The sequence below is a fragment of the Okeania sp. genome (genome assembly GCF_983059655.1).
The window spans coordinates 1-4,605 of the sequence record NZ_CEZPJD010000653.1; the positions used below are offsets into that span (position 1 = coordinate 1).

Below are 4,605 nucleotides of genomic sequence, written 5' to 3' on the forward strand. Positions count from 1 at the left end.
ACTCCCCTGCTCCCCTACTTAGCTTGAGCGCCGTTATTAGAACTAGCAAAAGCTCTCATCGCTAAATCTTGTGCTTGCTGCATTGCTGCTTGTAACTGAGTAGAAATATCATTAATTTGTTCAGTTTGTCGCTGAATAGTTTCTTCTAAAGATTCAACCTTTAATTCATAACCATTTTTCATTCCTTCCCATTCTTTTGCAAATAAATCTTCTTTAACTTTTGCCTGTCGGGTTGCTTCTTTAATTGCGTCATCTTTAGCTTTAACATAAGCCTGTTTCAACTCTTCTTCAAAACCTTCAACTTTCTGTCTGTTTTCTTCAAATTCAGCTTGATTTTCTGCCAAATAACTTTCTCTTTCCTGCCATTGTTTTTCCTTCTCTTGATTTAACTCCTGTAATTCTCGTTCCAAATTCCGCTTCATTTCTTCATATTCATCCATTTCAATTTTACGCTGGTATTCCAATTCATATTGATAGTCAGCAGCTTCATTTTCTCGTTGTTTAATTAACAATTGATTTTCTTCTTCAATTGTTATTTCATACTCTTGTTGTTCCTTTTGCCAAGCTTTTCGCTTAGTCGTCATATCCTTTGCGATATGTTCTTGATGTTCGCTAAAATTCTGCTCTAGAAATCCTAACTTTTCTTGATGTTCTTGAGTTAAAATATGCAGTGCATCAGCAACAACACGAATTTTTTGTAACTCTTGTAAATGTTGATTTTCAATTTCAATAGCAAACTTTAACTCCTCAAGTTTAGTAGATTCTTGATGCAAATTGTCTAATAACTGATTAACAATACTACCAAAATATAATTGCAGATCGGCCAAACCTTTAACAATACTATCTGTGGTATAAGTAGCAGCAGTTTCTAGGATTTGTTTCCCTTTTTCCTTCTCTGCTTCTTCCTCCTTAGTTGCTACTTTTGATGCAAGACTTTTCCTAGTAGCTAAAATTTCTTCAAATGATTTCATCACTCTAAATTTGCTACTTTCTGATGCAGTTTGTGTCATTTTTTTTCTCCCTAATGTTGATGATTTTACTAGCTTTCATCTCCATAAATCACTCGCTGTTTGCGGAGCATAAACTTAGGAAATGCTAACTGTTTAAATGCTGTTTGCGGAAAATTCCGTCAGGAAACGCTTTTTAATGTGATATAGTGACAACTAACCGAATAATTGAGGTTTAAAGCCTCTCCTTTAAAGGATAAACAAGAAAAAATTTTCATTCTTAGTCAATCCTCTTCTTTTCAAAGAGAAGTAATGAGTAATTATTAATTATTAATTATTCATTATTAATTGTTTAACCCAGTTTCCGAAGTTGCTTCAAAATATCTTCATATTCTTGGGCAGTATTTAATTTTTTCTTAGTAGTTTCTGGCGCTAATGACTTAAGAATTTTCTGGCATTTTTCACAGCGATTTCCTTTCCAGCAGTAGCAGTCATCTACTAACTCTAAAAGAGTAGATTTTAAGCGACTATTTTCTGTTAATAATGCCTGGTAGTTATTTTGAATAGATTCAACAACTAAACTAATATGTTGTAAATCTTGACTAAAGTTTTCTAGGTCATTAATAGTATCAGTTCTAATTTGATGTTTAACTTCTAATTTTCCTCGTAAACTATTTTCCCATTGCTGTTTTTTTGGTGTTTTGGCACTCTGATAAATCCTGAATTTAGCAATTTTATTCATTTGTACCTCTTAAAGTTTTCTCGATTTTTTTTATTTGCATAAAACTACAAAAACTTCCAAGCTAAAAGCTGTCAATAGAGACGCAAAATATTCATCAACAGCCTTTGGCTGGAAGGTATAAATTCTTACTGTCTGCACGGTGTCCACAATTAGTTTAGGTTTTGTAGACACGAAGTAGCATGTCGGAGACTATCCCCACGAACATTGATTCTGTCTCCTGACTCCTTCTTCAAGAAGATAATGCAGCAGTTAAAGACTCATTTCCCTGTGGTAACGCTTTATCATCACTAACATTTACACTCAACAAAGAAGAGTTTCGATCGCTATTAGTATGAGCTAACATCAAACTAGCAGTTTCTTCAGCAGATAAATTATCTAAGCAAACCATCTTTCTAGTTCCTTCTAAGTCAATCATTCTTGATAGATTATTTTCGTCAGAAAGCACCGCTGCTACCTGCTGAATAATCGACCAATCTGTGCGTTCTTGCCAACGCCATTTTAAGCTGTAATAATTGATAGGTTTTACTACACCATTTTCATCTGGTTTTTGACCGCTATGCTTGACAAATTCAGGGAGAAAAATTCCTGTTGCTGGCTCTATTCCTTGACTTTGAACTGAAGCAATCAAACGATTAAAATCATTCAAAGAACGACCTTTAATATATGTCACCATTAACACACCTTGAGGTAATTCCCCTGACTCAGCAATAAACCATATTTGACCCCATAATGTATTAATTGTTTGACCTAAATTGCCGAAAAATTTGCTGAATTTGATGATTGTCATTGAGACTTTAGAACCATAATCTGTGTCTCCAATCACCCATTGTCCTGACTGACAATTGTTACGAACTGCAATAGGAATTTCTGGTACTAATAAAGCTTGTTTCGGTTTAGCTCCAAACACATAAATTTTTGCTTTAACATTAGAATTAGACATCTTTCTATTTCCTTGAATTTTATTTTTTTCCTGCCTTGAAGAAAGTAGGGAGTTATAGAAGAAAAAAAATTATTTAACTCCTAAAACCCATGCATGAATTAAGTAGTAAGTTGAAGGAGCGAAAAAAGTGCCTGTATCACGTTTAAAACCCTCAAAAACTTAGCATAAAAGGCAGGAAGAATAGCAGAAAAATCACTCTGACAAATATATTCGACTATCTCCTAATTAATTCCTCGTTTCTCCTAACTACTCTCTGCTCCCCTACTCTCCCACTCCCCTACTCCCCCGCTCCCCTGCTCCCCCACTCCCCTACTCCTGAAAAAGACTCAGCAGACCCTAATTAATAAGATGTGTAGCCTTTGCTGGTTGTGGATATTTGTAATCTGTAGTTGCTTCCTGCTGCGCTTTAATAATTCGCAATGCTCCCAACAAATGCTCTAACATTTCTATGTGAGCAGGAGTAAAGTGAATACTGAAGCCTTCCCCGTCTCTTGCATACCCTGGGCAAACAAGAGAAGCTGAATTCTGTTCTTCATGGGTGGCAATATACAGCCAGTCTTCGTCTTCCAATTTGTAGTGTGTATCTGTCCAGGTTCTCAGCATAATGCTATCCTCCAGGTGAGCGGTACTTGTTGAGATTCTCATAAATTCACAATTAACCAACTTGAGTATGACTCCATATATAGGGTCGTAATTTAATTGACTTAAATTTCAACCTTACTAGTAGTGTCTCATGTGTTGATTTTTTTTTCAACTAAATCTATTGTAGCGCTAGTTGATTTTATCGTCAAGAGTATAGTTGAAATTTTCGTCAAAGTTGCTTAAAATACTTATTAGGAGGTAAAAGCCGTGGAAAAAAGTTTTGGAAAGTTAATTAGAAAGGCCCGTAAAGACAAAGGATATTCCCAACGAGAGTTGGCCAAATTCTTAGGAGTGGACTTTACATATTTGTCCAAGCTAGAGAACGATCGCGCCGACTATGCACCAAAAGAAGAAGTGATTCGTGGATTAGCTAGGAATCTCGATTTAGATGAAGAGGAATTAATTTTCCTCGCTGGCAGAATTCCTCAACAGTATGAGGAGATTCTCAAGCAAAATCCAAAAGAGATGCTAGCATTGTTCCGACGAATGCAAGAAAATCCTGAATTCGCTCAAACAATATCTCAAGCTGCAACAGAGGGAGAATGAACCGTGAGTATCCTTAAACCGTATTGCTTTTATCGCAAGGAGTCGATTGAGCATAGGGCAAATGATATTCTCAGGCGAATGCATAAAACCACAAATTTTGCTCCCAGGTGGCCTTTTGAAGCTTCTTTAGTTGCTGATTTTTTAGACTTGGGAGTAGTTTGGGATGAAATTCCTCCTGACGAAGGGGGAGCGATCGCTGCCCGAATTTTACCAACCGAACGACTGATTGAACTCAACGAAAAGATTTTAGACAAGCCCCAAGGCTTTCAAGAATCAACACTTGCCCATGAAATTGGTCATTGGGTGCTGCATATTAATCAGGATGAAGCAGATGGAGTTGCGAAACAGTTAGAACTCGATCTAGGTGATTATGGAACGCCAAATCAGTCAGAACAACCTTTTGTTTGTCGGGGTGCAAGTGGCAGCAAAATTGATTCTATTGAATGGCAAGCTCAATATTTTGCAGGCTGTTTATTGATGCCAAAATCGATCCTTGAGGAGAAAAGACAAGGTAAAGATTTAACTAAGTGGTCAAATCTTTATAAAATTAAGGATGAGTTAGGCGTCAGCATTTCTAATTTAACTTACCGCCTGCAAGAGTTTGGCTGGATTTACATTCCTAAAGGTAGTCGAACAATTCATCGGGGATCTGAAGAAATTCAAGGACAAACACAACTGTTTGGATAAATATAGCGCTGTGCGCAGCTCATTTGGCAGTAGGCAATAGCGGTCAGACCCCGCGCCGCCGACAGCTCGCTTGCGGAACGCCGACTCCTGTGAGGGAATGC

General features: G+C 37.0%; 6 protein-coding genes. 2 read left to right on the top strand and 4 right to left on the bottom strand.

Going from position 1 to position 4,605, the window contains the following annotated elements; genetic code table 11:
• Positions 1-14 precede the first annotated feature (14 nt).
• From AC3DU7_RS26010 to AC3DU7_RS26025, 4 genes are all read right to left on the bottom strand, one after another.
• Positions 15-1,010, bottom strand: a complete 996-nt coding sequence (locus AC3DU7_RS26010; protein WP_488042178.1) for a hypothetical protein — start codon at positions 1,008-1,010, stop codon at positions 15-17.
• A gap of 289 nt (positions 1,011-1,299) precedes the next feature.
• The gene (locus tag AC3DU7_RS26015) at positions 1,300-1,689 is read right to left on the bottom strand and encodes a hypothetical protein (RefSeq protein WP_488042179.1); all 390 of its coding nucleotides are present in this window, start codon (positions 1,687-1,689) and stop codon (positions 1,300-1,302) included.
• A 229-nt stretch (positions 1,690-1,918) separates the two neighbouring features.
• The gene (locus AC3DU7_RS26020) at positions 1,919-2,629 is read right to left on the bottom strand and encodes a hypothetical protein (RefSeq protein WP_488042180.1); all 711 of its coding nucleotides are present in this window, start codon (positions 2,627-2,629) and stop codon (positions 1,919-1,921) included.
• A 336-nt stretch (positions 2,630-2,965) separates the two neighbouring features.
• Positions 2,966-3,232 (bottom strand): hypothetical protein, encoded by a 267-nt coding sequence (locus AC3DU7_RS26025; protein WP_488042181.1) that lies wholly within the window; start codon positions 3,230-3,232, stop codon positions 2,966-2,968.
• A 246-nt stretch (positions 3,233-3,478) separates the two neighbouring features.
• On the opposite strand from AC3DU7_RS26025, the gene AC3DU7_RS26030 reads away from it, so the two are divergent.
• Positions 3,479-3,817, top strand: coding sequence for a helix-turn-helix domain-containing protein (locus tag AC3DU7_RS26030; RefSeq protein ID WP_488042182.1), 339 nt, complete (start codon positions 3,479-3,481; stop codon positions 3,815-3,817).
• 3 nt (positions 3,818-3,820) lie between these two features.
• On the top strand, positions 3,821-4,504 hold the full coding sequence (locus AC3DU7_RS26035) for an ImmA/IrrE family metallo-endopeptidase (protein ID WP_488042183.1): 684 nt from the start codon (positions 3,821-3,823) through the stop codon (positions 4,502-4,504).
• Positions 4,505-4,605: the final 101 nt, after the last annotated feature.

Excerpts from the sequence above, each read along its gene's own strand:
- AC3DU7_RS26020 (WP_488042180.1), bottom strand. The coding sequence starts at position 2,629 with ATGTCTAATTCTAATGTTAAAGCAAAAATTTATGTGTTTGGAGCTAAA.
- AC3DU7_RS26010 (WP_488042178.1), bottom strand. The coding sequence starts at position 1,010 with ATGACACAAACTGCATCAGAAAGTAGCAAATTTAGAGTGATGAAATCA.
- AC3DU7_RS26015 (WP_488042179.1), bottom strand. The coding sequence starts at position 1,689 with ATGAATAAAATTGCTAAATTCAGGATTTATCAGAGTGCCAAAACACCA.
- AC3DU7_RS26025 (WP_488042181.1), bottom strand. The coding sequence starts at position 3,232 with ATGCTGAGAACCTGGACAGATACACACTACAAATTGGAAGACGAAGAC.